Source organism: Pseudomonas sp. ES3-33 (genome assembly GCF_000952175.1).
In the GTDB taxonomy this organism is placed as follows: domain Bacteria; phylum Pseudomonadota; class Gammaproteobacteria; order Pseudomonadales; family Pseudomonadaceae; genus Aquipseudomonas; species Aquipseudomonas gregormendelii.
The window spans coordinates 96,270-121,397 of sequence record NZ_JZRI01000104.1; the positions used below are offsets into that span (position 1 = coordinate 96,270).

Annotated in this window: 21 protein-coding genes and 4 pseudogenes; 14 read left to right on the forward strand and 11 right to left on the reverse strand. The window is 59.2% G+C overall.

The features are described from left to right. Window positions 1–115: 115 nt before the first annotated feature. The 3 genes from UB23_RS18180 to UB23_RS18190 all read right to left on the reverse strand — a co-directional run bounded on the left by UB23_RS18180 (window position 116) and on the right by UB23_RS18190 (window position 3,106). Complete coding sequence (locus UB23_RS18180) at window positions 116–877, reverse strand: YoaK family protein (protein WP_045060684.1); 762 nt, start codon at window positions 875–877, stop codon at window positions 116–118. 353 nt (window positions 878–1,230) lie between these two features. Continuing rightward, a complete protein-coding gene (locus tag UB23_RS18185) occupies window positions 1,231–2,475 on the reverse strand; it encodes a malic enzyme-like NAD(P)-binding protein (RefSeq protein WP_045060685.1) in 1,245 nt (414 codons plus the stop codon). Between the two features lie 400 nt (window positions 2,476–2,875). After that, on the reverse strand, window positions 2,876–3,106 hold the full coding sequence (locus UB23_RS18190) for a hypothetical protein (RefSeq protein ID WP_045060686.1): 231 nt from the start codon (window positions 3,104–3,106) through the stop codon (window positions 2,876–2,878). Between the two features lie 140 nt (window positions 3,107–3,246). On the opposite strand from UB23_RS18190, the pseudogene UB23_RS18195 reads away from it, so the two are divergent. Further along, window positions 3,247–4,011: pseudogene (locus UB23_RS18195) on the forward strand (SulP family inorganic anion transporter); the annotation flags it as partial. Between the two features lie 238 nt (window positions 4,012–4,249). Here the strand turns inward: UB23_RS18195 and UB23_RS18200 are convergent. Next, entirely contained in the window at window positions 4,250–4,435 is a 186-nt protein-coding gene (locus UB23_RS18200) for a ribbon-helix-helix protein, CopG family (RefSeq protein ID WP_045060687.1), read from the reverse strand. A 528-nt stretch (window positions 4,436–4,963) separates the two neighbouring features. Here UB23_RS18200 and UB23_RS18205 point away from each other — a divergent pair. After that, window positions 4,964–5,596: a trimeric intracellular cation channel family protein gene (locus UB23_RS18205; protein ID WP_045060688.1), complete on the forward strand. Its 633-nt coding sequence runs from the start codon at window positions 4,964–4,966 to the stop codon at window positions 5,594–5,596. Window positions 5,597–5,726: 130 nt separating this feature from the next. Then, window positions 5,727–5,850, forward strand: a pseudogene (locus tag UB23_RS30835) (efflux RND transporter periplasmic adaptor subunit); the annotation flags it as partial. 261 nt (window positions 5,851–6,111) lie between these two features. Here the strand turns inward: UB23_RS30835 and UB23_RS18210 are convergent. From UB23_RS18210 to UB23_RS18235, 6 genes are all read right to left on the reverse strand, one after another. Beyond that, the gene (locus UB23_RS18210; protein ID WP_052673004.1) at window positions 6,112–7,413 is read right to left on the reverse strand and encodes an OprD family porin; all 1,302 of its coding nucleotides are present in this window, start codon (window positions 7,411–7,413) and stop codon (window positions 6,112–6,114) included. A gap of 113 nt (window positions 7,414–7,526) precedes the next feature. Next, window positions 7,527–8,006, reverse strand: coding sequence for a MarR family winged helix-turn-helix transcriptional regulator (locus UB23_RS18215; protein ID WP_045060689.1), 480 nt, complete (start codon window positions 8,004–8,006; stop codon window positions 7,527–7,529). A gap of 73 nt (window positions 8,007–8,079) precedes the next feature. Next, the gene (gene aliB, locus UB23_RS18220) at window positions 8,080–9,219 is read right to left on the reverse strand and encodes a cyclohexanecarboxyl-CoA dehydrogenase (RefSeq protein WP_045060718.1); all 1,140 of its coding nucleotides are present in this window, start codon (window positions 9,217–9,219) and stop codon (window positions 8,080–8,082) included. Window positions 9,220–9,278: 59 nt separating this feature from the next. After that, window positions 9,279–10,061: an enoyl-CoA hydratase-related protein gene (locus tag UB23_RS18225; protein WP_019689441.1), complete on the reverse strand. Its 783-nt coding sequence runs from the start codon at window positions 10,059–10,061 to the stop codon at window positions 9,279–9,281. A 31-nt stretch (window positions 10,062–10,092) separates the two neighbouring features. Continuing rightward, window positions 10,093–10,860 (reverse strand): SDR family NAD(P)-dependent oxidoreductase, encoded by a 768-nt coding sequence (locus UB23_RS18230; RefSeq protein WP_045060690.1) that lies wholly within the window; start codon window positions 10,858–10,860, stop codon window positions 10,093–10,095. Window positions 10,861–10,907: 47 nt separating this feature from the next. Beyond that, window positions 10,908–12,503, reverse strand: a complete 1,596-nt coding sequence (locus UB23_RS18235; protein ID WP_152644292.1) for an AMP-binding protein — start codon at window positions 12,501–12,503, stop codon at window positions 10,908–10,910. Window positions 12,504–12,730: 227 nt separating this feature from the next. Between UB23_RS18235 and UB23_RS18240 the strand changes: the two genes are divergently transcribed. The 10 genes from UB23_RS18240 to UB23_RS18285 all read left to right on the forward strand — a co-directional run bounded on the left by UB23_RS18240 (window position 12,731) and on the right by UB23_RS18285 (window position 23,760). Then, window positions 12,731–13,507: an enoyl-CoA hydratase gene (locus tag UB23_RS18240; protein WP_045060692.1), complete on the forward strand. Its 777-nt coding sequence runs from the start codon at window positions 12,731–12,733 to the stop codon at window positions 13,505–13,507. Between the two features lie 57 nt (window positions 13,508–13,564). Continuing rightward, window positions 13,565–14,425, forward strand: a complete 861-nt coding sequence (locus UB23_RS18245) for an enoyl-CoA hydratase/isomerase family protein (protein ID WP_045060693.1) — start codon at window positions 13,565–13,567, stop codon at window positions 14,423–14,425. Between the two features lie 48 nt (window positions 14,426–14,473). Further along, window positions 14,474–15,670: an acyl-CoA dehydrogenase family protein gene (locus UB23_RS18250; RefSeq protein ID WP_045060694.1), complete on the forward strand. Its 1,197-nt coding sequence runs from the start codon at window positions 14,474–14,476 to the stop codon at window positions 15,668–15,670. Window positions 15,671–15,681: 11 nt separating this feature from the next. Continuing rightward, window positions 15,682–16,824, forward strand: a complete 1,143-nt coding sequence (locus tag UB23_RS18255; protein WP_045060695.1) for an acyl-CoA dehydrogenase family protein — start codon at window positions 15,682–15,684, stop codon at window positions 16,822–16,824. Between the two features lie 64 nt (window positions 16,825–16,888). Beyond that, window positions 16,889–17,638, forward strand: coding sequence for an electron transfer flavoprotein subunit beta/FixA family protein (locus UB23_RS18260; protein ID WP_045060696.1), 750 nt, complete (start codon window positions 16,889–16,891; stop codon window positions 17,636–17,638). Further along, entirely contained in the window at window positions 17,638–18,582 is a 945-nt protein-coding gene (locus tag UB23_RS18265; RefSeq protein WP_045060697.1) for an electron transfer flavoprotein subunit alpha/FixB family protein, read from the forward strand. The genes UB23_RS18260 and UB23_RS18265 overlap by 1 nt, the downstream gene beginning before the upstream one ends. A 10-nt stretch (window positions 18,583–18,592) precedes the next feature. Then, window positions 18,593–20,107 carry a 3-hydroxyacyl-CoA dehydrogenase gene (locus tag UB23_RS18270; RefSeq protein WP_082069210.1) on the forward strand — a complete coding sequence of 505 codons (1,515 nt, stop codon included), beginning with the start codon at window positions 18,593–18,595 and terminating at the stop codon, window positions 20,105–20,107. A gap of 2 nt (window positions 20,108–20,109) precedes the next feature. Beyond that, a complete protein-coding gene (locus tag UB23_RS18275; protein WP_045060698.1) occupies window positions 20,110–21,312 on the forward strand; it encodes a 3-oxoadipyl-CoA thiolase in 1,203 nt (400 codons plus the stop codon). 34 nt (window positions 21,313–21,346) lie between these two features. After that, the gene (locus tag UB23_RS18280) at window positions 21,347–22,528 is read left to right on the forward strand and encodes an acyl-CoA dehydrogenase (protein WP_045060699.1); all 1,182 of its coding nucleotides are present in this window, start codon (window positions 21,347–21,349) and stop codon (window positions 22,526–22,528) included. Between the two features lie 539 nt (window positions 22,529–23,067). Then, complete coding sequence (locus UB23_RS18285) at window positions 23,068–23,760, forward strand: nitroreductase (RefSeq protein WP_045060700.1); 693 nt, start codon at window positions 23,068–23,070, stop codon at window positions 23,758–23,760. A gap of 104 nt (window positions 23,761–23,864) precedes the next feature. Here the strand turns inward: UB23_RS18285 and UB23_RS18290 are convergent. Next, window positions 23,865–24,251: pseudogene (locus UB23_RS18290) on the reverse strand (site-specific integrase); the annotation flags it as partial. A 455-nt stretch (window positions 24,252–24,706) separates the two neighbouring features. On the opposite strand from UB23_RS18290, the pseudogene UB23_RS18295 reads away from it, so the two are divergent. After that, window positions 24,707–24,988: pseudogene (locus UB23_RS18295) on the forward strand (short-chain dehydrogenase). Window positions 24,989–25,128 lie beyond the last annotated feature (140 nt).

Consider the following 25,128-nt stretch of genomic DNA (forward strand, 5'->3'; position numbering starts at 1 on the left):
GTTACGGGGCGAGCTACCGGATCAAGCGTGCTGTCACTGCTCCACCGAATACGCGCATAACATTAACATATAATGTTAATGTTTGCGGTGGGCGCGCTCAGCAAAAGTCATTGGCTCACTTTCGCATGGCGCGGCGGACAAAAAGCCTGGCGTCATCAAAGGCAGGCACGATTGCCAGCGTCACCAGAACCATCGCGAGCGGTACCGTTGAGATGTAACCAATGTGCTTGAACCCAAATGCCCCCATCACGCCGCCGAAGAAAAAACTCAGCGCCAGCAGTATCAGTATTTTGAGCCGGGTCCGATTGGCGAGAACTTTTGGGTGTGTCGATGTGCTGGCGGCATTCCAGTAGAGGAGTTTTCCCAGCTCAATTCCGATGTCCGTGATGATGCCGGTGATGTGTGTCGTTCGGATTTCGGCTTTTGAAATTTTGGTGATCACCGCGTTTTGTAGCCCCATGATGAAGCACAGGAGCATCACGGTGACTGACACGAACAAACCATTCACTGTGGATAGTTGGGCGCCCAGAAAGCCAAAGCAGATAAGCAGAAAGGCCTCGACCAAAAGTGGCACTGCAAACTCACTGTGCATCCGTCTGCGTCGGGAGTAATTGACCATGACCGCAGAGCACGCAGCCCCAACCAGAAAAGACAACAATGCGCCGGCGCCACTAAGTACCAGGTCGTAGGCTCCCAGCACACTGTTGTCTGCCATCGAAGAGACGATGCCCGTCATGTGTGAGGTGTACTGATGCACTGCCAGGAAACCGCCAGCGTTGATTGCTCCCGCGACGAAGGCCAAGGAGAAGCCAAGATGTCGGTTTGCGGCGGTGGTACGCCTTCGCCCGGTGAGACTCCTGACATATTTGATCGGCATTTATTCACCCTTGTCTCAAGCAGATGAGGAGCAAAAAAGCCAACCGATTATGTATATCTGATATCACCTGGTCCTCGCGATTTGGACGGAGCTGCGCGTTGAGTGTTGAAGCCGATGGCTGCCGTTTCTTCTGATCGGTGATCAGGACTGCCTGGGATGGCAAACCTGCGTGCTGATTGCCTGCCGGGGATCGCGATAGCTTCACTTGGCGATAGGCCAAAAGCGGGTAATTTTGCAAAATGGCGGACTGTCGATATTCAGGAGGTGCAGCGGCTGGATAACCCGGGGTGCAACAGCTGCCAACCGTGAAAAAGGTCTTGTAGCTGCTGCACTTCTGCATGATTGACGTCAGCTTAAAGCGGGTAGTGCGCCGGGTAATGCAGCTTCGCAACGCCGGTGTCGATAGCGGCCTTGGCCACTGCACCGGCTATTGCTCCGAGCAGGCGAGCATCGAGCGCTTTGGGGAGGATGTAATCGCGGCCAAACTCAAGTTTATCGACGTTGAATGCTTGCAGCACTTGCACCGGTGTCGGCTCTTTGGCCAATTGGCGCAGTGCTTCCACTGCCGCAATTTTCATCGCTTCGTTGATCCGGGTTGCGCGAACATCCAGCGTCCCGCGGAAAATGAACGGAAAGCCCAGAACGTTATTGACCTGGTTAGGGTAATCAGAGCGACCGGTCGCCATGATCAGGTCATCACGTGTGGCCATGGCCAGCTCGTAGCTGATTTCAGGGTCCGGGTTCGAGCAGGCAAACACGATCGGGTTAGGTGCCATCGCTGCCAATGCTTCTGCCGGGAGGAGATTGGCTCCAGACAGGCCGACAAACACGTCAGCACCGGTCATGGCTTCCATCAGCGTACGAGGGCCACCGTCGTTAACGAACTGTGCTTTGTATTGATTGAGGCCTTCCCGAGCGGAGTGGATAACACCGACACGATCGACCATGTATAGGTTGCTTTTTTGAGCGCCGAGACTAAGCAGCAGGCGCATGCAAGCAGTGGCAGCTGCACCGGCGCCGAGGCAAACAATTCTCGCATTACCCAGGGTTTTGCCCTGAATCTCAAGTGCATTGAGCATGCCGGCGGCAGTGACGATGGCCGTACCGTGTTGGTCGTCATGGAAGACTGGGATGCTGCACTGTTCGATCAGTGCTTCTTCGATTTCAAAACACTCAGGCGCTTTGATGTCTTCCAGGTTGATGCCACCAAAGGTGTCGGCAATGCGCACGACGGTCTCGATAAAGGCCTGGGAGCTCTCGGCATTGACTTCGATATCGATCGAATCGATTCCGGCGAAACGCTTGAACAGCAATGCTTTGCCTTCCATTACCGGCTTGCTGGCCAAGGGGCCTAGATTGCCGAGGCCCAGAATGGCCGTGCCGTTGGTGATCACGGCCACCAGATTGCCTTTACCGGTGAAGCGGTAAGCGTTCTCTGGATTCTTCGCAATTTCGCGTACGGGCTCCGCTACGCCTGGGCTGTAGGCCAGTGCGAGCTGGGCGGCTGTGTCGGCAGGCTTGGTCAGCGCGATGCTGATTTTTCCTGGGATTGGGAATTCGTGGTAATCCAGTGCAGCCTTCTTGAAGTCGGTAGTCATGCGAGCACCTAATTAGATGTTGATTACAATCACATGCTAACACTATTATAATTATAGGCAACGAGGTCCTGATCCACAGACCAGGATCAAATTGTCAGTTGCGCGCTGCTGATGAAGGGGTTTATCAGCCAGCGGACCCACTCTATTGGCCCTAAGACTTCAGGGTGGGCCTGTATCTATTGGTCAATAGAGATCCTCCTATGCTTGAACCCGTCTTAGGCCACCTTGTGTGGCCATTTTTTTTGCGCGCTCGAATGCCCTGCGCGTCAGACACTCAAGTCATGGGGTGAACGAGTGGCGCGGATGAGCGCGGTGTAGCGGATCAAAATAGCGGGGAGCGAAAGGGGAGGAGGCCATGATCAACCTTTACTGACATGATCGAACGCCTTGGGTGGAACAATCAAAAATGAACTTCGGCGGACTTGATACCCAGCTCTCGAAGCTCGCGGATCAGTTCATCGAGGTGTCCAAATGACTCAATTTCCTCATTGTCATTGACCAGAAAATAGCTTCTCCCGGCTTCCTTTTTAAAAAGAATGATCCACTCGTGTGTATTGGCCGGGTTGACTATCACATGCGTGTCGAAGTGCATGCCTTCACCGTGTTTGGTTTTGACGTCTTCGCGTTTCATTCGGGGTCTCCGGGCATATGTTGCTGCGCTCTCGACACTGTATCTACAGGGTCGCTGGTGTCGTACGAGGCTAGGCCAATTGCTTTGGTATTATCACTACGTGTGAATAGTATGCACATGCCGCCAGCGTGAGGCTAGTCATGATTGCCATACGAGAAGCTTGGAAAGCGGGCTTGCTAGGGGCGCAAGCACTGGCTCCGAAATATCGTCTCGGGGGTCATAGTCGGCGTCGTGGCGTTACCCTTGGCCATGGCGTTTGCCATCGCCCCGGGCGTCAAGCCGGAGCAAGGAATCTACACGGCAATTGTTGGTGGCTTATTGGTTTCGCTTTTCGGCGGGAGTCGACTACAGATTGCCGGCCCTACTGAGGCGTTCATCGTCATTTTGGCCAGCGTGACAGCCAAGTACGGCATTGATGGCTTGCAGATCGCGACAATGATGGCGGGTGCAATATTGTTACTGCCGGCATCACCAAGCTTGGCGCACTTATCAAGTTCATTCCCGATCCCGTGATCGTTGGGTTCACCGCCGGCATCGGCGTGATCATTTGGGTCGGGCAGTGGAAAGACTTTTTGGGCTTGCCGATTCCTCAAGGACTGCCCAAAATTGGCCTTCCTGAAATAACGCTGCCGCAGATCATTGAATTGATTGGTCCTGCGTTCGCGATCGCGATGCTGGGGGCGATCGGGTCGCTGTTGTCTGCTGCTGTCGCCGACGGGATGGCCGGCACCAAACATGACTCCAATCAGGAGTTAATCGGACAAGGCATTGCCAGCCTGGTCACTCCTCTGTTGGGTGGCTTTGCTGCGACAGGCGCGATCGCTCGAACTGCGACCGACATCCGCAACGGCGGCAACAGCCCCATTGCGGGTTTTGCGCACGCCGTCACGTTGATCACTCTGCTCGAAGTTATTGAGCAGTGCGTAAACGCAGCATTGTCGTGAAGTTGTGTGAAGCCAACGAAAAAGTCCTTGGCAAGCTCGACAAGGCAGGGGTTCTTCAGGCACTCGGCTCACAGCATTATCATGCTGACTTCAGTGGTGCACTGGGCAGCTACTCCGAGCCACAGGGCTAGAGATAGGTGCAAGAGAGTAGAAGGAGCGATGAGCAGGCATTCGTCGTGCCCGCTCAGGCGCAGATGAATCACTTACCATTGGCCGCAGTTTTGCTTTTGGTGGCGTAGGACACGCCATGCGTCTCCAGATAGTCCCGAATAAGCTGACGAACGACCTGAGAGGGCGTCAGATCCTGAGACGCGCACAGCTCTTCAAGCGCTTTTTTCTTGACGGGATCAATGAGCACAGTTAGTCGTGCAGTCTTATTTTCCATGGAATTGCCAGTACCCTAAAACGGTCGATGTTAATCAAATTGTAATGGTCGGGGATTTATTTGTCACCGATTAGGTTCGTGACAGTTAACTAGATTGACCGTGATCAGAAAATGGCGACGGTACGCTTACCAGAAACGGGTAAATGAAGGGATAGATGGCCTCGCCCGAATCAATTGCCGATCTAGCCTCTGCTCCAGCTACCCCCGAATGCAGGCGCCCATCCAACGGCTTGGGAAACGTCGTCCGGATTTTTGGCTATTGCCAAGCAAGGCCGCGCGACCCCTGGGCTATACGCCATTGCCAGGTCACCTATCGTTTCGACCCGCACGCTTGATTCGACAGTGGTTTTTCCAAGTGGATAACCCTCATGACGATACGCGGCTGTGTCTATTGCCCTGTATTCATCGCTCGCCTCAGTTATGATTTTATTATCATGCTATGATAATGTGATTAGACCTAAATGTGAGTCTTTGAGGGTGCTTCATTTCAAGAACTTCTCCCATTTGCAGTACAGGCTGGTTCCGTAAATGAAGGTTTACCACGCTGGTTGGGTGATTTATTACTGTGAGTTGTCAGGCGTTGCAGCCTTCGCAGTGACTGGCACCCTGATGGCAGGGCGAAAATCGTTGGACTGGTTCGGTGTGATCACCATCAGTTTAGTCACCGCTTTAGGCGGCGGTGCCTTGCGTGACGTACTGATGGCACATTATCCGATCGAATGGGTTTCCAATGAGAATGGCTTTTTGGTAGGGGTTAGTGCTTCGCTAGGAACCATGATTTGGGCGAGGACCTTGAAAACCTTCAACGAGAGGGTGTTGTTGGTAGCCGATGCATTTGGATTGGCTGTATTTACGGTCAGAGGAACAGATATGGCTCTTCAGCAAAACCTCCCCCCCAGCATCGCAGTGATCATGGGTGTAGCTACCGCAGTCGCCGGGGGTGTGATGCGTGATGTGTTGTGTAACGAAATACCGTTGGTGTTTAAACGTGAGGTTTATGCATCCATCAGTATTTTGGGTGCAGTCGCCTACATCACGCTGTTGGATTTTCAGATTTCTCTTGAAGTGGCGTCTGCAATCGCCATTGCGTTCGTTTTTGTCAGCCGTATTGCCGCCATTCGTTGGAAATGGATGCTACCCAGGTTCCATGTAGTCGATTGATCTTGTTGCCTGGCCGACAAAGCTACGCTCTATAAGAAAACATGAGTGATGCTTAGTCATCTCTGCCCCCCCATCCTTGAGGCTGCACCTGCAGCCTTTTTTTCCTTCACCCTGTTTCCTCACGCAAGACATGGTTTGCGCGGGACAAATGGTGGTACGCGTTGCCCATTCAGGGCACCGCGAGGCCGTGATCCAGTTACCCGAGACGCTACATCCTGCGCTGTGGCTCGGCGGCGACGGTTGAGCTCTACGGGCAAACCCGCGTGCAGGCAGCGTCCGTTTAGGCCAGCTGACTGTGGTTCGCACCTTCAGTCTGGCACTCAAGATGCCGAAGTGAGGAAGAGTCCATCCCATTGCTTTTGGCCGACTCTTGCCTGTCGCGAAGGGCAGCAATTGAAGCAGGCCCTCGACGTCGCGGTGGCACAACCCAGGTATATCCGTACCTGGGTTATGGTGATGCCACGCAGTCTGAATCCAATTCAGGGACAATTGGCGAAGACCAATACCCTAACGGATTACCAGAACTTGAACGTGTAAGCGACGATCAGGCGATTTTCGTCGACATCCGTCGTTTCGCTTCCGCGATAAGTGACGTTGCGCCAGCGCAGGCTCAGGTTTCGTAAAGGCCCACTCTGGATCACGTAGCCGATGTCGGTATTACGCTCCCACTCTTTGGCGGCAACCCCTCGAATATCGAAATCATCGCCTCGCATGTAGCGGGTCATCAGGGTGAGCCCGGGGATGCCCAGGACGGCAAAGTCAAAGTCATAACGCAGTTGCCATGAGTCTTCTTTGGCGCGGACGAAGGGCTGGTAAGTGCCGTTGTTCAAGGCCCATGGGTCGGCGACCAACAGGTAGGGCAGGCCAGTGTCGCCGCTCTGGTTCTGATAGCCCAGGCCCAGGGAGTGGCCGCGGCTGCTCAAGGTGAACATGCTGCCCAGGTAGCGGTTATCGACGTTGGTCCGGCCCTCATCAGCGCTGCCGAAGTAGCGCAGGTCGGCCTTCAAGTTGACGCTTTCGCTTAAAGGCGTCTTGTACAGAAGACTGGCGGCATTCTGGCTGTAGTTGTCCTTCAGTTCGGCACGATAAAACGTAGCACTTAGGTTGGGCAGGAAGGCGTAGGTCACTCCGCCATAGTTGAAGCGGTCGGTGGGCACGCCGCCGGTGGAACCGTCGGCCGCCATGCGCAGGTCTTCGTAGTCGGACGAGTCGCGCTGATGGGCCTGGCGAAATTGCCCGGCAGTGAGGCTCAGGTTCTGAATGTCGGTGGAGACGACCTGGCCACCCCGATAGGTTTGTGGCAGCAGGCGCGTGTCATTGCGAAACAGTACCGGCATCACCGGTTCGTGGTCGCCGAGGGTAACCAGGGTCTTGGCGACCTTGAGCTTGGCGGTCGGTGCCAGGAAGCTGTACTCATCGACGGGTTCGCCGGTCCGTTGATTGCGCTGCAGCACGCCGGTCCCGCTGCTGCCGCCACCGGAGTCGAGCTTGACGCCGACCAGCCCCAGTACATCCAGGCCTACACCAACCGTCCCTTCGGTGAATCCCGAATTGCCGCGCAGGATGAAGCCTTGTGCCCAGTCTTCAGCTTTGCTTTGCGGTTTCCCGTCATGGCGCGGGCCATCAAACAGACCCGCATCGCGGTAGTCGCGGTTCATGTAGAAATTGCGTGTTTCCAAGCTCAGATGACTGTCGCCGAGCAGGTCCGCCTGGGCCTGGGTGGTGAGCAATAACGCCGAGACAAAAGGGACTTTCAAGAAATACCGGGCACGAGTCGGCCCGGCCAGATGCCCGGTGACGGGATTGGCTGTACGCATGATGAGAAGTTCCTGCCTGCTGTGAGTAGTTGTTGTTCAGCAGCCCCGCACAGGGGCTTTCAGGTTTTCATGAACAGTGACGCTTCGGCGAGGGCAGGAAGGATGGGGTCAGCCTATTGCGCCTCGTCGTCTTGCTGCTCGTTGCCGAGCGATATGGCCGCCATGTCGTCTTGTAGTTTGTTGAGAAAATGCAGCAGGCTGATGCCGTCGTCGAAACTGAAGCTTTTCAGGCCCTGCTCGTAAAACGTCTGGATCCGCTCCTGCAATGAATCCCAGAACGCCTTTCCGGTGTCAGTCAATTGCACCAGGCGCGCGCGCCCGTCGTCCGGGTGCGGCACGCGCAGCACATGGTTGTCGCGCTCCATGCGCTTGAGCACGCCGTCCAGGCTTTGTCGGCTGACGACCAGGTACTCGGTCAGTTCAAAGAACGAGATACCGCCTTCATAGCCTTGGCGTGAAAGTGCGCCAAGCACGGCCCATTGCACCGTGCTGATGCCCATTTCTTTCTGGACCTGCCTTTGCAGGACGTTGCCGGTCTGGAACAACCGGAAAAACAACCTGTTCGGGACGGATCGGGTGTCGCTGTTGTTCATGGATGCTCCTTGTCGGCTCCGTGAGGTCAAGCGCGGTTGCATGAGCGCCCGGCCTGGTAGAGCAGGCAGGGCGTCAATGGGGGACAAACTCACGGGCAATGATATTTTTCATGATCTGCGCGGTGCCGTCACCGATTTGCAGGCCAAGTACATCGCGCAAGCGCTGGGCAAACGGCAGATCCTCACCGTAACCAGTGTGCCCGTGGGCCAGCAAACACTGCTTGACCACATCGAATGCGAGCTTCGGCCCCCACCATTTGTTCATGGCCGCCTCGGCATTGTGCGGCATCTTATTATCCTTGAGCCACAAGGCGTAATAACACTGCAGGCGCGCAGCATGCACGTAGGTCTGCAATTCTGCCAGAGGGTGAGTCAAGCCCTGGAAGGTTGACAAGGCCTGGCCAAAGGCCTTGCGCTCGGTCAGCCACTGCCAGGTTTCATCCAGCGACTGCTGGGCCAGGGCCAGGCACTGCAGGCCGATCAGGGCGCGGCTGTAATCGAAGCCTTGCATGACTTGCTTGAAGCCCTTGTTTTCATCGCCCAGGCGATGGTTGACCGGTACCTGGACGTTGTCGAAAAAAATCGAGCCGCGACCGATGGCGCGCTCGCCGGTATCTTCGAAACGCGTGGTGCTGATGCCCGGCAGGTCCATCGGTACAAGAAAGGCACTGATGCCGCTGGCGCGTTGTTCCACGGTGCCGGTGCGGGCGAAGACCACGGCGACATCAGCCTGGTCGGCCATGGAAATGGAGGTTTTCTCGCCGTTCAGCACATAGACATCGCCCTTGAGCTCGGCCTTCAGGCGCAGGCTGGCGGCATCCGATCCGCCGCTGGGTTCGGTCAGGGCGATGCAGGCAACCTTGCGCCCGGCGGTCATTTCGCCCAGCCATTCTCGGGCCAGCGAGGACTCGGCGTATTGGGCGATGATCTGGCCGTTGAGCGAAGTCAGCAGCGGGATATACGCCACATTGAAGTCGCCACGGGCCAGTTCTTCGATGATCAGGCCGGCGGTGACGCAGTCCAGGTCGCTGCCGCCGAAGGCTGCCGGCAGTTCGCCGCCGAGCAGCCCCATTTCGCCCATTTGCGCAATGACTTCACGCTCGATGCGGCCCTCGCGATCACGCTGACGGTAACCGGGGGCGAGGACGTCGGCGCTGAATCGTGCAACGCTTTCGCGGATGGCATTTTGTTGTTCTGTGAAGGCGAAATTCATGATGCTCTCCAGGACATTCAGGTGCTGTGCCGGCAACGGGATGGTTGCCGGCACAGGGCTCACTTGTAGAACTTGCGGAACTCGGGCTTGCGCTTTTCCTTGAAGGCTGCGACACCTTCCTTGGATTCTTCGGTGTCGTAGTACAGGCTCAGGGCTTGCATGCCAAGGCCACCGATACCGCCGATGTTGGCGCTGTCGGCATTGAACGAGCGCTTGGCGATGGACAGGGCGGTCGGGCTCTTCTCGAGAATCTCCTCGCACCACTTCTGCACTTCTTCATCGAGCTGCTCGTGAGGCACCACGGCGTTGACCAAGCCCCAGTCCAGTGCCTGTTGGGCGCTGTACTTGCGGCACAGGTACCAGATCTCGCGGGCACGTTTTTCGCCAATCAGGCGAGACAGGTACGCGGTGCCGTAACCCGGATCGACCGAGCCGACCTTGGGGCCGACCTGGCCGAATACGGCTTTGTCGGAGGCGATGCTCAGGTCGCAGACCACGTGCAATACGTGCCCGCCGCCGATGGCAAAGCCGTTGACCCGGGCGATCACCGGCTTGGGCACTTCGCGGATCAGGTTCTGCAACTCTTCGACCGGCAGGCCGATCAAGCCGCGACCGTCGTACTGTCCTTCATGGGCGCCCTGGTCGCCGCCTGTGCAGAAAGCCTTGTCGCCAGCGCCAGTGAAGACGATGACGCCGATTTCCTTGTTCCAGCCGGCGCGGTTGAAGGCGTCGAGCAACTCCATGCAGGTCTGGCCGCGGAACGCGTTGTAGCGCTCCGGGCGGTTGATGGTGATGGTGGCGACGCCGTTGAGTTCCTGGTAGAGGATGTCTTCGTAGTTCATTGCAATAACTCCTGGTAGTGGGTCGTCGGGCTTAGCCGGCCATCGTCAGTCCGCCGGACACGCTGATCACTTGTCCGGTGATGAAGTTGGCATCGTCGCTGGCGAGTAGGGCGATGATGCCCGGGTAGTCTTCGGGCTGGCCGAGGCGACGCATCGGTACGGCATTCTTGAACGCTTCCAGAAGCTTTTCCGGGTTGCTGGAGGTTTCGGCCACGCTCTTGAGCAGCGCAGTGTCGGTCGGGCCGGGGCAGACCACGTTGACGTTGATGTTCTTGGTCGCCAGTTCCCGCGCCAGGGTTTTACTCAAGCCCACCAGGCCCGCCTTGCAGGCCGCGTACACGGCCTCGCCCGAGGAGCCGACGCGGGCGGCATCGGAAGCGATGTTGATGACTTTGCCGCCACCGGCCTCAAGCATTTTCGGCAACACCACGTGATGCATGTTCAGGGCACCGGTCAGGTTGATCGCAATCAGCTGCTCCCACTGTTTGGGCTCGGTCTTGAGGAAGGGCATGAAACGGTCGAAACCGGCGTTGTTGACCAGAACCGTCGGTACGCCCAGGTCTTTTTCGATCGAGGCCACGGTGTCGGTGATGGCGGCGTAATCGGCGATGTCGGCGGCGTAGGCAACCGCTTTGCCACCGGCTTCGCGGATCAGGTCGACGGTGGTTTGCGCGGCGGCGCTGTCGCGATCGAGCACGGCAACCAGGCTGCCTTCGGCGGCGAAACGCTGGCAGACGGCGCGACCGATGCCACCGCCACCGCCGGTGATGATCACGGTTTTTCCACTAAGGCCTTTCATAGGGGCATTCTCCAAGTCAGTTGTAATGCATGATTCGAGTGAGTGCGTCAGCGGCGCCTGACCGGGTCGATGCGAATGCTCGCGGCCCGCTCATGCAGTTTGAATTTCTGGATTTTTCCGGACGGTGTGCGGGGCAGGGCAGGCAGCACTTCCAGGTATTCGGGCAAGTAGTTGCGCGACAGGTGGTGTTCGACCAGGAAGGCCACGGCGTCTTCGAGGCTCAGGTCCGTATAACCGCCATGCAAGGTGACGTAGGCACAGACACGTTCACCGAGACGCTCGTCGGGGCAGCCGACCAGTGCCACCGCCGAAATGGCCGGGTGCTTGTAGAGCAGGTTCTCGACCTCCACTACCGGGATGTTTTCGCCGCCACGAATGACCACATCCTTGGTCCGCCCGGTGATGCGGATATAGCCCTGGTCATCCATGCGGGCCAGGTCACCGGTGGCGAACCAGCCCTGGGCATCGACGCTATAAAGATCGGGGCGCTTGAGGTAACCGACGAACAGGCTGGCGCCGCGGACTTGCAGATGACCTTCGCTGCCAGCTGGAATCTCAAGCCCGGCATCGTCGACCACCCGTACTGCCACCAGGGGCAGGGCCACGCCGTCGCTGAAAATGGCTCGCTGGGGATCGTCTTGCGGGCGGGTCATGGTGACGGCACCGGTTTCGGTCATGCCCCAGGCCGAGACGATTTTCGCGTTGAGGCTGTTGCCCGCCTTTTCCACCAGGTTTTCCGGAATCGGCGCGCCCGCCGAGACAAAAATCCGCAGGCTCGACAGCGCATCACGATGCTCAGGCGCAAGCTCGATCAGGTCGGCGAGAAAAGGTGTCGACGCCATCGTGAAGGTCGGGCGCTCGGCGGCGATGATCTTCAGCGCGATGTGCGCATCCCAGACATCCTGCAATACCGCTGACGCACCGAGGTAGATGGGCATCAGCATGCCGTACAGGAAACCGGTCTGATGCGCCATGGGTGAGGCCATGAAGATGATGTCGTCGCGGCCTAGCGCCAGGCGTTCGGCGTAGGGGCCGACGTTGTTCAGCAGGGTGCTGGAGGTATGCAGCACGCCCTTGGGCTCGCCGGTGGTGCCGGAGGTAAAGAGCAGCTGGACGATGTCATCGGCATGGGGGTGGCGCTGGGCAAACAGGCTCTGGGTATCGCAGCGTGTTTCCCATTCCTGGTTCAGCAGTTGCTGTTCAAAGCTGTTGTCGCCGTCAGCACCGATCACCAGTACGTGGCGCAGTTCCGGCAGTTCTGCGCGCAGGCCTTCCACCATGCCGGCGTAATCGAACCCCCGGAAGCGTTGCGGCACTATCAGCAAGTGACTGCGGGCGTGGTCGAGCATGAAGCGCAACTCGCGCTCACGAAAGATCGGCATCAGCGGATTGAACACCGCACCGAGGCGGGCGCAGGCCAGGAGCAAGGCGGTCATCTGCCAGCAGTTCGGTAACTGGCAAGACACCACGCCGCCTTTTTCCACACCCATGGCGGCCATCCCGGCTGCCATGCGAGTGACCACCGTATTCAGCTCGGCGTAGGTAAACGAGACAGGACTGTCCTCACCCGCCTGATAGCTGGTCAGGGCGAGGTCATCTGCGCCTCGGACAAGCTGCGTGCTCCATAAATCTGTAATGGACATGTCATTATGCGCACTAGTTCTGGAATGACGATCTGGTGGTGAGCCTGTGCAGATATTCATTTCGAGGTCGACTCTTCAGGGTTGCGGTTATTGTTTTCATTGAATCTGGATGTGCCCTTTCGATGTGCTGAAGATAATGCTTTGAAAATTAATATGTCAACATGTTGTCTTTATATTTTTCGGTGGATATAGTCGAAGCCAGCCCCGAATAACAAGAGGTAGGTGACATGGCTTTCCTGAACATCCTTGTCGAACAGCGAGCGGCCGTTGGCCTGATCCGCCTTAATCGCCCGGCCGTCTACAACGCGCTCAACGACGCCTTGATGATCGAGCTGGGCCAGGCGTTGCTTGCCTTCGAGGCCGACGAGCAGATTCGAGCCATCGTCATTACCGGCAACGACAAAGCCTTCGCGGCCGGCGCCGACCTCAGCGAATTGCAGTTCAAGGGCTTTGCCGATGTGTACCTGGAGAATTTCGTCACGGCCAACTGGGAAACCGTCACTCGCTGCCGCAAACCGGTGATTGCAGCGGTTGCCGGTCTGGCACTGGGCGGTGGCTGCGAGCTGGCGATGATGTGCGACATGATTATCGCCGCCGACAACGCCCGTTTTGGGCAGCCCGAAGTCAAGGTAGGCACGTTGCCCGGTGCCGGTGGTACCCAACGGCTGACCCGGGCCATCGGCAAGGCCAAGGCCATGGACTTGTGCCTGACCGGGCGCTTCATGGAGGTCGATGAGGCCGAGCGCCTGGGATTGATCAGCCGTGTGGTACCCCTGGCCGATCTGCTCGATGAAGCGTTGGCCGTGGCTGCGCAAATCGCCGGTCACCCGGCCATTGCGGTAAAGCTGAATAAGGAGGCGGTCAATCGCGCTTTCGAAACCACGCTGGCCGAGGGTGTGCAGTTCGAGCGGCGCTTGATGCACGCCAGCTTCGCCAGTCAGGACCAGAAGGAAGGCATGCAGGCCTTCGCGCAGAAGCGCAAGCCAGTGTGGACCCATCGCTGATTCCCGCGATTGATGGACCAGCAACATACAAACAACAAGAGCAATAGGAGCTGTCCGATGACTTCAGTCGTGCAACTGACCCGCGAGGGCGGCGTGGCCCTGATCCTGGTCAACAACCCGCCGGTCAATGCCTTGGGCCACGCCGTACGCGCCGGGCTGCTGGCAGCCTTCATGGAGGCGCAGCGCGACGAGCAGGTCGAGTTGATCATGCTCTGTTGCGCAGGGAAGACTTTTATCGCCGGTGCTGATATTCGCGAGTTCGGCCAGCCTGCCCAAGCGCCGATCCTGCAAGAACTGACCCTGGCAATTGAAAACTGCAACAAGCCTGTGCTGGCGGTGTTGCACGGATCAGTGCTGGGCGGCGGACTGGAAGTTGCCCTGGCGTGTCATTACCGCATTGCCAACGGCGCCACCCGGCTTGGCTTGCCCGAAACCCGCATGGGTCTGTTGCCCGGTGGTGGCGGCACCCAGCGCCTGCCGCGCCTGGTAGGTGTGGCCACAGCGCTGGAGATGATCATCGGAGGAGAGCCGATCGAGGCGCTACAAGCGCTGGATCTTGGCCTTGTCGATGCTCTGTACAGCGACGAGCCGCTGGTTGCTGGCCTCAAGCATGCCCGGCAACTGCTGGCCGAAAAGGCCCCCGTGCGGCGCGTTGGCCAGGCTGCGGTGCCCACTGAACCTGCCGAGGCGAACGCCTTGTTTGCCGCGCAGCGCAGCGACATCGCCCGCACTCGGCCCGATTCTTTTTCAGCGCCGCGCTGCGTCGCCGCGATCGAGGCGGCGACCCGGCTGCCCTTGATCGAAGGCCTTCAACATGAGCGCGCGCTGTTTCTCGAATGCATGGCCTCACCCCAGCGCGCGGCGCTGATCGAAGACTTCTTTGCCCGGCGCCAGGCGGCCAAGAACCGCCAGAGCTGAACCCGCGGCCAGCCTGGTGTTGGCCTGACCATCGATCGAGGACTTTGCATGGACATTCACTACACACCTGCCGAACTTGAGTTCCGCACTGAGGTGCGCGCCTTTCTTCGTGACGCGCTGCCGGCAGACATCGCCACCAAAGTTCGCCTGGGCAAGCGTCTGAGCAAAGAAGACCACCAACGCTGGCAGCGGATCCTCGCCCGGCGCGGCTGGTACGCAGCCAATTGGCCAAGGGCCTTTGGAGGCACTGGCTGGGGCGTGGTGCAAAAACACATTTTCGAAGAGGAATGCGCCGCCTTCGGTGCGCCGCGCCTGATCTCCTTCGGCGTCAACATGGTTGCGCCGGTGATCATGAAGTTCGGCAGCCCAGTGCAGCAGGCGCATTACCTGCCGCGGATTCTGTCCGGCGAAGACTGGTGGTGCCAGGGCTATTCCGAACCGGGCGCAGGCTCGGACCTGGCCAGCCTCAAGACCCGCGCCGTGCGTCAGGGCGACCACTATGTGGTCAACGGCCAGAAAACCTGGACCACCCTGGGCCAGCACGCCAACATGATTTTCTGCCTGGTGCGCACCGACAGCGAAGCCCAGCAGCAGCGGGGCATTTCCTTCCTGCTGATCGATATGACCACGCCCGGTATCAGCGTGCGGCCGATCATCACCCTTGAAGGCGAGCACGAAGTCAACGAAGTCTTCTTCGACAACGTCCGCGTACCGCTGGAAAACCTGGTGGGTGAAGAGAATCAGGGCTGGACCTGCGCCAAGTACCTGCTTACCCACGAGCGCACCGGGCAGGCCGGCATCGGCCAGTCCAAGGCCGCACTGGCACACCTCAAGCAGGTCGCCGAGCAGGAGCTGCGCAACGGTCGGCCGTTGCTGGACGACCCGCAGTTTCGCTTGCAGGTCGCCGAAGTGGAAATTCAGCTGCTGGCCATCGAGATGAGCACCCTGCGCATCCTCGCCGCAGCCCAGGCCGGCGGGGTTCCGGGCGCCGAAAGTTCGATCCTGAAGATCAAGGGTTCGGAAATCCGCCAGGCCATCAGCCACTTGCTGCGCAAGGCGCTGGGCGCCAAGGCGTTGCCTTTCGTCGAAGCGGAACTGCATGACGATTTTGCCGGAACCCCATTGCACACCGACTACAGCGCCGCCCCCGCCAGCCAGTATTTCAATCTGCGCAAGCTGTCTATCTACGGCGGCTCCAATGAAATTCAAAAGAACATCATCGCCAAGATGATTCTTGAGCTTTAAGGAGGTAAGCAATGGACTTCACACTCAGCTCCGAGCAGCAGATGCTACAAGATACCGTGGCCCGACTGGCCCGCGATCACTACAGCTTCGAAGCCCGCGAAGGCTACTACCACAGCGAAGCCGGCATGAGCCCGGCGTTCTGGAACCAGATGGCCGAACTGGGCCTGTGTTCGGTGCCGGTTGCCCAGGAACATGGCGGCTTCGGTGGCAGCGGCGTGGACAACATGCTGATCATGACCGAGCTCGGTCGCAACCTGTGCCTGGAGCCGTTCTTGCAGTCGCAGATTCACGCGGCCGGTCTGCTGCAGCAACTGGGCGATGCCAGCCAGCAGGCAGACCTGTTGCCGCAAGTGGCTGAAGGCTCGCTGCAACTGGCGGTGGCTTTGGAAGAACTGCAAAGCCACTACCAATTGCACGATGTGCTGACCCAGGCGCGCCCGGTCGAGGGGGGCTGGTGTCTGTCCGGACGCAAGATTGCTGTGGTTGGCGCTGCCAGTGCGGCGTTGATCCTGGTGTCGGCGCGCACCGGCGGTGATGCTCGTTGCGAACAAGGCATCAGCCTGTTTCTGGTCAAGGCGCAAGCCCAGGGGCTGCAGCGTCGCGATTACCCCTGCATCGATGGCCCGCGTGCCAGCGACCTGATCCTGGACGATGTGTTTGTGGCCAGCGCTGCGCTGCTGGGCGATGTCGGCGAGGCCTTGCCGGCCTTGCGTTATCAGCAGGGCCGAGCCATTGCTGGACAGTGCGCCGAAGCCATCGGCGGCATGCAGGAAGCCTTTCGCCTGACCCTCGACTACCTCAAGACGCGCAAACAGTTCGGTGCGCCGATCGGCAAGTTCCAGGTGTTGCAACACCGCATGGCCGACATGCGTGGCGAACTGGAAATGGCCACCTCGATGGCAATCCTTGCCGCCTGCGTGGCCGATCAGGCCGATAGCGATGAGCGCAGCCGGCAACTAGCCGCCGCCAAATTCGTGATTGTCCGCGCCGCACGCCTGATCGCCGAGCAAGCGATCCAGTTGCACGGTGGTATCGGCATGACCTGGGAATACAACCTGGCCCATCACGCCAAGCGCCTAGTGATGCTGGGTCATCAGTTGGGTGATGACGACCACCATTTGCAGGCCTACGCAGACTTGCTGCGCAGCGCCTGATCAATCACTGCAAAAGCGGTGACCGCCTCGGGCACAGGTCACCGCGCCAAGACGGGAACACACTATGAAAGTACTGGTGGCGGTAAAGCGTGTGGTGGATTTCAACGTCAAGGTCCGCGTCAAGGCGGACAACTCCGACGTCGACCTGGCCAACGTCAAGATGGCGATGAATCCCTTCTGTGAAATTGCCGTGGAAGAAGCGGTACGCCTCAAAGAGCAGGGCATTGCCACTGAGGTTGTGGTCGTGAGCATCGGCAGCAGTGCGGCACAGGAGCAACTGCGCACGGCGCTGGCCCTGGGTGCCGACCGCGCCATCCTCGTCGAATCTGCCGAAGATCTGACTTCCCTGGCCGTGGCCAAGCTATTGAAAGCTGTTGTCGACAAGGAACAGCCTCAACTGGTGATCCTCGGCAAGCAGTCTATCGACAGCGATAACAACCAGACCGGCCAGATGCTTGCCGCGTTGAGCGGCTACGGTCAGGGCACTTTTGCTTCGAAAGTCGCCATCAGCGGCGACAGCGTTGCGGTGACCCGCGAAATTGACGGCGGCGCACAGACGGTTGCTCTGAAACTGCCGGCCATCGTCACCACCGACCTGCGTTTGAACGTACCGCGCTACGCGTCGCTGCCCAACATCATGAAAGCCAAGAAGAAGCCGCTAGAGGTGCTCACGCCCAGCGCTCTGGGCGTCAGCTGCGCTTGCACCGTGCACACCTTGAAAGTCGAAGCGCCGGCCGCTCGTAGCGCCGGGATCAAGGTCAAGTCGGTGGCCGAACTGGTCGAGAAACTGAAAAACGAGGCGAAGGTAATCTAATGGCTATCCTGGTTATCGCTGAACACACCCACGCAGCACTGGCAGCTGCCACCCTTAATACAGTGACCGCTGCGCATCAGATCGGTGGCGACATTCATGTGCTGGTCGCAGGTCAGGGCGCTGGTGCCGTGGCAGAAGCGGCGGCGAAGGTGGCTGGCGTGACGAAAGTGCTGCTGGCCGACAACGCCGCCTACGCTCACCAACTGCCGGAAAACGTCGCTCCTTTGGTAGTCGCTCTTGTTCAAGAAGCAGGGGCTGACCGCTACAGCCACATCCTGGCTGCCGCCACCAGTAACGGTAAAAACATTTTGCCGCGAGTTGCCGCGCAACTGGATGTGGACCAGATCTCCGAGATCATCGCGGTCGAAAGCGCCGACACCTTCAAGCGCCCGATTTATGCAGGTAACGCCATCGCGACGGTGCAGTCGTCTGCCGCCGTAAAGGTGATCACTGTGCGCGGTACCGGGTTCGACGCCGCTGCCGCCGAAGGTGGAAAAGCCGTCATCGAAACGCTCGCCATGGTCATCGATAGCGGTCAGTCGACTTTCCTCAGTGAAGAACTGGCCAAGTCCGATCGCCCGGAGCTGACCGCCGCGAAGATCGTCGTGTCGGGTGGGCGTGGCATGCAGAACGGCGACAACTTCAAACACCTTTATGCGCTGGCGGACAAGCTCGGCGCGGGCGTTGGGGCGTCGCGCGCCGCCGTCGATGCCGGTTTTGTGCCGAACGACATGCAGGTCGGCCAGACCGGCAAGATCGTGGCGCCGCAGTTGTACATCGCCGTGGGCATCTCCGGCGCGATCCAGCACCTGGCTGGCATGAAGGATTCCAAGGTCATCGTGGCGATCAACAAGGACGAAGAGGCGCCGATCTTCCAGGTGGCCGACTACGGCCTGGTGGCGGATCTGTTCGACGCCGTGCCGGAACTGGAACGGGCGATCTGAGGAGGTGCTTGTGAATACTTTCAAACAAATCGGTGTGATCGGAAGCGGCGCCATGGGCCGGGGGATCGCTCAGTTGTTCGCCACCGCAGGCGTTCCGGTTCTGCTGTACGACAGCCGCAGCGAAGCGACGGAAGAGGCGCTGCAAGCCAACCGGGCTTTGCTTGAGCGCTCCGCAGCCAAGGGCAAGTTGAGCAGTGAAGCACTGGCGACCGCACTGGCTTGCATGCGACCGGCCGTAAGCCTTGAGGCCCTGGCCGATTGTGATTTGTTGATCGAGGCGATCGTTGAAAACCTCGACGCCAAGCAGGGGCTGTTCCGCGCGCTGGAGCAAGTGGTCAGGGCCGATGCGGTGCTGGCGACCAACACCTCTTCCTTGTCGGTGAGCCTGATTGCCAGTGCCTGTCAGCATCCCGAGCGGGTGGCCGGGTTTCACTTTTTCAACCCGGTGCCACTGATGAAGATCGTCGAAGTGGTACGCGGCGAGCTGACCGATCCGCAGGTGATCGAACGCCTGGCGACACTGGCCGGGCATGCGGGACATTTTGCCGCGACGACGCCAGACTCTCCGGGTTTCCTAGTCAATCATGCCGGTCGGGCCTTCGGTCCGGAGGCATTGCGTATCCTGGGCGAGGGGATTGCCACCCCGGCGCAAATCGATCGCATCCTCAAGGACTGCCTCGGATTTCGCATGGGGCCGTTCGAGCTGTACGACCTGGTCGGCCTCGACGTCTCCCATGCGGTGATGGAGTCGATTCATACCCAGTTTTATCAGGACCCGCGCTACACCCCGTCGGCGCTGGTGCCACCCCGTCTGGCCAGTGGCTTGTTGGGGCGCAAAACAGGGCAGGGCTTCTATCGCTACCAGGATGGCAGTGTCGTGGAGGAAGCGCAGCAGACGCCGCCGCAGGTGGCCATCACCCAGCCATTCTGGCTGGACTGCGGTGACTCGACAATGCGCGAGCGGATAGCGGCGGTTCTGTATGTTGCCGGCGTGGTGCTGGAACAGGGTGATCAGCCCAGTGCGAGCGCCATCTGCCTGGTGACGCCGCTGGGCGAGGATGCCAGCAGCGTGATCGCCCGCAAGCGACTGCCGCCGCGACGCAGCCTGGCGCTGGAGACCTTCGTCGGCTTCGACACGCGCCGCGTACTGATGCGCCAACCGGCGCTCGACGCGCAGGTGCTGGCGCAGGCACGCCAGGCCCTGGGCGCCGATGGCGTACCGGTGGAGGTCATCAATGACTCGCCGGGCTTCATCGCCCAGCGTGTGCTCGCCGGGATCGTCAACCTGGGCTGCGAGATTGCCCAGCGCCGTATCGCCGAGCCCGCCACTTTGGACCGTGCGGTGCAGTTGGCCCTCGGTTACCCCCATGGCCCGCTGGGGTTCGGTGACCATTACGGTGCGTTGCAGATCCAGCAGATCCTGCACCAACTGCATGAGCTGTATCAGGAGCCACGCTATCGGGTCAGCCCCTGGCTGCGTCGCCGGGTCCAGCTCGGCCTGCCACTGACCACTGCTGAGGATTGAGCATGACGGCCTATATTTATGATGGTTTGCGTTCGCCGTTCGGTCGCCACGCAGGGGCTTTGGCCGGTGTGCGCCCCGATGACCTGCTGGCCAGTGTGGTGCGTGCCCTGGTGGCGCGTAACCCGTTCGACGTGGGCGACTATGAAGACCTGATCGCTGGCTGCAGCAGCCAGGCCGGTGAGGACGGGCGCAACCTGGCGCGTCATGTGGCTCTGTTGTCCGGTCTGCCGACGGCCGTGGGCGGTTTGACCGTCAATCGTTTATGTGGCTCCGGCCTCGCCGCCGTGCTTGATGCTGCCCGCGCCGTGCGCACCGGCGAAGGCGAGCTGTTTATTGCAGGCGGCGTCGAGAGCATGAGCCGGGCGCCGTTCGTGGTGGCCAAGGCGCAAAGCGCCTGGTCCCGTGACTTCCATGTCTACGACAGCACCATCGGAGCTCGCTTTCCCAACCCGAAGGTAGAGTCCGGGTTCGGTGCCGATTCGATGCCGCAGACGGCGGACAACATCGCTCATGAACTGGGCATCACTCGCGAAGAAGCCGACACCTACGCCGCTCGCAGTCAGGTGCTGTTCGACGCGGCGGTGCGGGACGGTTTCCAGGCCGGTGAAATTCTGCCGATCGAGGTCCCCCAAGGGCGCAAGCAGCCACCGAAGCGGGTCGAACGTGACGAGCATCCGCGTCCCCAAAGTAACTTCGAAGTGCTGTCAGGCCTGCAGCCTCTGTTTGCCGGCGGCGTTGTTACCGCCGGCAACGCCTCGGGCATCAACGATGGCGCTGCTGCGCTGCTGATTGGCTCGCGCGCCATCGGTGAGAAGGCCGGCCTCAAGCCGCGCGCACGCATCCTGGCCGGTGCCGTGGCCGGTGTCGAACCGCGCTTGATGGGCCTCGGCCCGGTGCCTGCCTGCACTAAGGTCTTGCAGCGCGCAGGCTTGAGCCTGGCCGACATGGACCTGATCGAAATCAACGAAGCGTTTGCCGCGCAAGTGCTCGGCTGTGCCAGACAACTCGGCGTGGCCTTCGATGATTCGCGCCTGAACCCAAACGGTGGTGCCATTGCCATCGGTCACCCGCTCGGTGCTTCTGGTGCCCGTCTGGCCTACAGCGCGGTGCGTCAACTGGAACGCAGCAACGGGCGCTTCGCCCTGGTCAGCTTGTGCATTGGCCTGGGCCAGGGCATTGCCTGCGTAATTGAACGCCTCGACTAACAAACATCACAAGAACTAACCCGGAGAATTACCCATGGCCAACAAGGCAAGCTTCAACTGGATCGACCCACTGCTGCTGGATCAGCAACTCACCGAAGAAGAGCGCATGGTCCGCGACAGTGCCCAACAGTTCGCGGCGGACAAGCTCGCGCCCCGGGTGCTGGAGGCTTTTCGTCACGAACAGACGGACCCTGCGATTTTCCGCGAGATGGGCGAGACCGGCTTGCTCGGCGCCACCATTCCCGAGACCTACGGTGGCAGCGGTCTGAACTATGTGTGCTATGGCCTGATTGCCCGTGAGGTCGAGCGCGTGGACTCTGGTTATCGCTCGATGATGAGCGTGCAGTCCTCGCTGGTGATGGTGCCGATCAATGAGTTCGGCAACGAAGCCACCAAACAGAAGTACCTGCCGAAGCTGGCCAGCGGTCATTACATTGGCTGCTTCGGTCTGACCGAACCGAACCATGGTTCTGATCCGGGCTCAATGATTACCCGGGCGAGAAAAGTCGACGGCGGCTACCGTCTCACCGGGAGCAAAATGTGGATCACCAATAGCCCGATCGCCGATGTCTTTGTGGTCTGGGCCAAGGACGACGAAGGCCAGATTCGCGGCTTTGTCCTGGAGAAGGGCTGGCAGGGTCTGAGTGCTCCGGTTATCCACGGCAAGGTTGGGCTGCGTGCGTCGATTACCGGCGAAATTGTCATGGACAACGTGTTCTGCCCTGAAGAGAACGCCTTCCCTGAAGTGCGCGGCCTGCGCGGTCCGTTCACCTGCCTGAATTCGGCGCGATACGGCATCGCCTGGGGCGCGCTGGGTGCGGCCGAAGACTGTTGGCACACGGCGCGCCAGTACGTGCTTGATCGCAACCAGTTTGGTCGACCGTTGGCTGCCAACCAGTTGATCCAGAAAAAACTGGCGGACATGCAGACCGAAATCACCCTGGCCCTGCAGGGTTGCCTGCGCCTGGGACGGATGAAAGACGAAGGCACTGCCGCGGTCGAAATCACTTCGATCATGAAGCGCAACAGCTGCGGCAAGTCCCTGGACATCGCGCGCCTGGCGCGGGACATGTTGGGTGGGAACGGCATCAGTGATGAGTTCGGCGTGGCCCGTCATCTGGTCAATCTGGAAGTGGTCAACACCTACGAAGGCACCCATGACGTGCATGCGCTGATCCTCGGCCGCGCGCAGACCGGTATCCAGGCATTTTTCTGATGCTAGCCTGAAAAGGTTTTTCGCTAGGCCCGATACCCATGTGGGTGTCAAGCCTGAGCGAAGTGATTGGCCGAGTGGTTCTGAATACAGATTGTTCGTAGAGGGCCATTTCTCGTGCTGGCGTACCGTGCCCAAGCACGGCACCGCGATAGGCTCGCTGATCTTCAGGGATGTGGAATTTCACATCTATATCAGCAACTGGTTGGTCAGGCCAGGTGCGTTTTTTCGCGCCTGTCGCAGTGCAGCAACTGCGTTAGTGGGTCAGCAGCAATCCTCGGTTTTCCGGGTATGAACACAGTGATTGGTTCGAGGTGCCGGACGAAATAATCAACCGCCTTCAGGCTGATTGCCACCGGCGATGTGCCCGGCTCGGTCAATAGGTATTGACCCGGCGCCCAAGGCTAGACCAGGCAAGCACCATCACTCGCAACCTGATAGAGATGCTGAACCGGACTGATTGATCAGTACCGTCACCAATCACAGAAAATCGAAGCAGAACGCGTGCCTAGGGCTATTTGTTCTAAATCCGGAGACTATCCATGCATGTAGATAATGCCATACGTTCACGCAAGTCGGTCCGCCGCTTCCTGCCCCTGGGCATCTCGAAACCGGTGATTGAACATATTTTGCAAGTAGCTTCACGGGCGCCCAGCGGAAACAATCTACAGCCCTGGCATGTGCATGTGCTGACCGGCGATGCCAAGCAGGCGCTGTGTAGCGATATCCTGGAATCCACGGCGCTTGAGGCCGAGGGACATGATCCCGAATATCAGTACTATCCGAACAGCTGGTTCGAGCCCTACCAGAGCCGTCGCCGCGCCTCCGGTTTTGGTCTGTATGAAGCGCTCGGCATCGACCGCAACGACCTGCAGGCACGCGAGCGCCAGAACCTGCGCAACCTTCACTTCTTCGACGCGCCGATCGGCTTGCTGATCAGCCTTGATCGCCGACTCAATACCGGCAGCTACATAGACTTGGGCATGTTTATCCAAAACATCATGCTCGCCGCTCGCGGCCAGGGATTACACACCTGCCCACAGGCAGCATTCGCCTCGTATCACCAGATCGTCCGCCGCCATGTGCCGCTCGCGGACGAGGATATTCTGGTGTGCGGTATCGCACTGGGGCATGAAGACCGCGACGCTCCGGAAAACAGCCTGCAGACACACCGCGAACCGGTGGCCGCGTTTACCTCTTTTCATGGTTTCAAAGCGCGGGCGCAGGGTAACTAGGAGCAACCGGTTTGTGAAACCCGGGCGCGCTGCCCGGGGTCAATCAGGCCGCTCGGTAAGTCAGCAACGAACGATTACCGCAAGCGATGGGTCGCTGTCGCCGCTTACGATGGAAAAGACAACATCGACTCGTTTGGCGTGTGCTCGTAAGTTGAGGACAGCACGGTACTGAGTCGGTCGCTTAACAGGTTCCAGGCGTTTTTCTTCACTTGTGCATAGTCGTGGTGCAAGTCATGGCGCCTCACCCGAGAGCCGGCCAGTACATGATTTTGGCAGCGATCGATGACATCCAGGCTAACGCCTAAGGCTTGCATCATGGTCGCCCCCGTACGACGCAGGTCATGCGGAGTCCAGTCGCCGTTGTGGCCGTCGGCAAGGACCAGGGTATCGTCATGGCACCGTCTGGAGAGGGCCTTGCGGTTTTTGAAGCGGGCCTGGCGATCGCGAACCTGTTTGCTCACCACTTTCACGTCCACATGCCCATCATCCAGCTCGATGATCGACTCAGCCGGGTTATTCGGCACCACCAGTTGCTCGTCGTCGCTCTTCAAGCCTGGCTGCTCGTTTCGGCCGCCTCCCTTTTACCCGTTTGCCGATCCCTTATCGTAGGGGGAAACGGTGTCCTGTGCTTCACGGGGCTCGTGAAAAATCCTGCATTGCTCTCGGTATCCCCATCTCCATCAATCCCTTGCACAGCACCCCGACGCGACTTATAGTCCGCCCGTCGCCCATATGGCGTCCGGGTTTGGCGACCCGCAGTGGAATGCAAAAGCGTTTGCTTCGTTGCAGGCGTTTTTGCATGCGCAAAGTTGTCGTAATGGCAGCTGTGCGCGGGAGACCTTCGGGTCTGCCGGCTTCCACTCCGGTTCGCCAACCTGCGTACAGTTGCCACCCCTTCATTTGGCGACGATTGGTTGGTAAACCTCTAAATAGTGGAGATTTACTCATGAATGAATACATGGCTTTAACAAGCAACGCCGACGACCTTCCTTCGCTTTACGTGAATACCACGCAGCCGCTCCATTCTCTACTCAGCACCGCCAGCTATACAATTGGTGCCGTCACCCAAATGCTGGAAAATCTCGCGATGCGTGGTGACATCAACACCGACTCTGTAATCCTCAGTGACTTCGCTTTGCTCTGATGTATCCCGCTGCGCGACGGATGCGACGTTCTTGATGTCATCGCGCGGCGCATGGACAAAGAGCCCGCCTCTTCAAGAGAGTAGAGGGCTTCCGATAACATCAGGAAATAAACCCTGAGTTTTGCGTCTTGAGGTAAAGCAACCTTTGCCCAGGGTAAAACGCAGCGAGGCCTGCAGCGTAAAAGCCCGAACATAAGACTGACTCTATCAACCTTATGTTTGGG